Below are 2,808 nucleotides of genomic sequence, written 5' to 3'. Positions count from 1 at the left end.
CATCGGGAGGCCGGTGATCAGCACGTCCTCGTCGGAGCCGGCGACGGAGACGGCCCGGTAGTGGCCGAGCGCGGACAGCGTGACGTCCCGCGGACGGCCGTTCACCGGGAGGGCGCGCAGGGTGCGGACGTCCCGGTCGGTGAGCGCGACGGCGGCGTCGCCGCCTCCGCCGCCGGCGATCGGGACGGGGTCGTCGTCGCCGGGCGGGATGCCGCCGACCACGGAGGCGTGGCTGACGGCGCCGCTCACCAGGCGGGCGCCGAAGGTGCCGGGGGACTGGGCGCGGGTGTCGTGGCCGCACGTGCCGGGGTGTTCGAGGCTGGACGCGTAGCGGCCGCCCGAGGCGTTCAGCTGCTCGTCGATCCGGTCGACCAGGAAGTGCCGCATCGCGCAGCCGGTGGCGACGCCGACGCCGACGCAGATCACGGTGAGCAGCGCCAGCACGCCCGCCACCAGCCGGACCCGCAGGGTGCGGGGTCGTCCGACGGGTGTCATCCGGTGGGCGCCTTGAGCACGTAGCCGGCGCCGCGCACGGTGTGGATCATCGGCGGGCGGCCGGCGTCGATCTTGCGGCGCAGGTAGCTGATGTACAGCTCCACCACGTGGGCCTGGCCGCCGAAGTCGTAGGACCAGACGGCGTCCAGGATCTGCGCCTTGCTGAGCACCTGCCGGGGGTGCTCCATCAGGTAGCGCAGCAGCGCGAATTCGGTGGGGCTGAGGTCGACGACCTCGCCGCCGCGGCTGGTCTCCCGGGCCGCCGGGTCCAGGTGCAGGTCGCCGACGGTGAGGGTGCCGGGGTCGGCAGGGCCGGCAGGGGCGGCGCGGCGCAGCAGGCCGCGCAGTCGGACCACGACCTCCTCCAGGCTGAACGGCTTGGTGACGTAGTCGTCACCGCCGGCGGAGATGCCGGCGATCCGGTCCTCGACGGCGTCCCGGGCGGTCAGGAACAGCACCCGTACCTCGGGGTCGGTGCGGTGCACCCGGCGCAGCACCTCCAGTCCGTCGCAGTCGGGAAGCATCACGTCCAGCACGACGGCGTGCGGGTGCCACTCGGCGGCGGCGGTGACGGCGTCGAGGCCGCAGGTGACGCCGCGGGCCTGCCAGCCCTCGTAGCGCAGGGCGCCGCAGATCACCTCGACCAGGTCGGGTTCGTCGTCGACCACCAGGACCCGCCAGGGGGTGTCCGTGTGCTGCATGGGCCCATTCTTGCGTCTCGGCATGAGAAAGCGGTGAGATCATCCGACCGCGTCCGGCCGGGCAGGGCCCGGCCGACCAGCACGAACACCGCCGTCACGGCCCCGGAACGGCGTCTTTTCATAGGGAACTGAGAGCTTCCGGTGCCACGGTGGCGGTGCACCGACGAAGGAGGGCGCCCGTTGACCGCACTGACCACCCCGACCCGGGTCGCCCGTCGCACCGCCCGGCGCCGCGCCCTCCCGCCGGACGCCGTCCGCCACGGCGCGCTCGCCCTGATCGTGCTCGGCGCCCTCGGGGTGCTCGCCCTGTGGTGGGTCGACACCCCGCGCATCGCCGGCGCCGCGGACTGGCTCACCGGCACCGCCCGGATCACCGGCCTGCTGGCCGGCTACGCCGCACCCGTCCTGCTGCTGCTGATGGCCCGCGTTCCGCTGCTCGAACGCGAGGTCGGGGCCGACCGGATGGCCCGCTGGCACGCCTTCGGCGGCCGCTACCTGGTGTCGCTGATCACCGTGCACGTGCTGACGGTCGTCTGGGGCTACGCGCTGACCAGCGGCCAGGGCCTGTGGGCCCAGGGCGTCGAGATCGTCCTGCACTTCCCCGACATGCTGAAGGCCACCGCCGCCACCCTGCTGATCCTCGGCACCGGGGCCGTCTCCGCCCGGGCCGCCCGCCGCCGGCTGAGTTACGAGGCCTGGTACTACCTGCACCTGGCCACCTACCTGGCCGTCGCGCTCGGCTTCGGCCACCAGCTCACCACCGGCGCCGACCTGGCCGACAACAAGGCGAAGGCCCTCTGGTACCTGCTGTACCTCGGCACCGCCGCCGTCCTCGGCTGGTACCGGCTGCTGCGGCCGTTCCTGCGCGACCGCCGGCACCGGCTGCGGGTCGCCGAGGTCCGGGCCGAGGGCCCGGGCGTGGTCTCGGTCTTCCTGACCGGCCGCCACCTGCACGAACTGCGCGCCGAGCCGGGCCAGTTCTTCCGCCTCCAGTTCCTCACCCCGCAGCTGCGCTGGGCCGCCAACCCCTACTCGATGTCCGCTCCCCCGCACCCGCACTTCCTCCGCTTCACCGTCAAGGGCCTGGGCGCGCACAGCGCCGCCGTCGCCGCCCTCGCCCCCGGCACCGCCGTCCGCGCCGAGGGCCCGTACGGGGCGTTCACCGCGCGACGCCGGCACGGCGGGCCGGTGCTGCTGCTCGGCGCGGGCGTCGGCGTCACCCCGCTGCGGGCGCTCTTCGAGACGCTGCCCGGACGGGTGACGCTCGTTCAGCGCGCCCGGCGCCCCGAGGACGTGCTGTTCCGCCACGAGCTCGCGGCCGTCGCCGCCGGGGGCCGGGGCCGGCGGGTGCACGAGCTGCTCGGCAGCCGCGAGCAGGTCGGCGACCTGGGTGCGGCGCTGCACCGGCTGGTGCCGGACCTCGGCCGTCACGAGGTCTACCTGTGCGGGCCGGACGCGTTCACCGCCGAGGCGGTCCGCGCGCTGCGCGCCGCCGGGGTCCGGCCGTCCCGCATCCACCACGAGTCCTTCGCCTTCTAGATGATTGATGCCAAGGGCTCGCTGGCGTGCATGAAATGACGCGAGGGAGTCCAAAGGTCGGTTGTGACGCCTG

General features: G+C 74.5%; 2 protein-coding genes and 1 pseudogene. 1 reads left to right on the top strand and 2 read right to left on the bottom strand.

Features of this window, described 5'->3' with window-relative positions:
* Both IEZ12_RS38425 and IEZ12_RS14850 read right to left on the bottom strand, forming a co-directional pair.
* Positions 1-495 (bottom strand): annotated as a pseudogene (locus IEZ12_RS38425) (two-component sensor histidine kinase); the annotation flags it as partial.
* Positions 492-1,196: a response regulator transcription factor gene (locus tag IEZ12_RS14850; protein ID WP_189272470.1), complete on the bottom strand. Its 705-nt coding sequence runs from the start codon at positions 1,194-1,196 to the stop codon at positions 492-494. The gene IEZ12_RS14850 and the pseudogene IEZ12_RS38425, both read right to left, overlap by 4 nt.
* Positions 1,197-1,376: 180 nt before the next feature.
* On the opposite strand from IEZ12_RS14850, the gene IEZ12_RS14845 reads away from it, so the two are divergent.
* Positions 1,377-2,735 carry a ferredoxin reductase family protein gene (locus tag IEZ12_RS14845; RefSeq protein ID WP_189272469.1) on the top strand — a complete coding sequence of 453 codons (1,359 nt, stop codon included), beginning with the start codon at positions 1,377-1,379 and terminating at the stop codon, positions 2,733-2,735.
* Positions 2,736-2,808 lie beyond the last annotated feature (73 nt).

Origin of the sequence: Kitasatospora griseola, assembly GCF_014648555.1 — a bacterium.
In the GTDB taxonomy this organism is placed as follows: Bacteria; Actinomycetota; Actinomycetes; order Streptomycetales; family Streptomycetaceae; genus Kitasatospora; species Kitasatospora griseola.
The sequence above is the reverse complement of the archived record's forward strand: the minus strand, read 5'-3'. Positions and strand labels throughout refer to the sequence as shown.

What these genes read in the sequence shown, in the direction of transcription:
- IEZ12_RS14850 (WP_189272470.1), bottom strand. Translation starts at nt 1,196, where the DNA reads ATGCAGCACACGGACACCCCCTGGCGGGTCCTGGTGGTCGACGACGAA.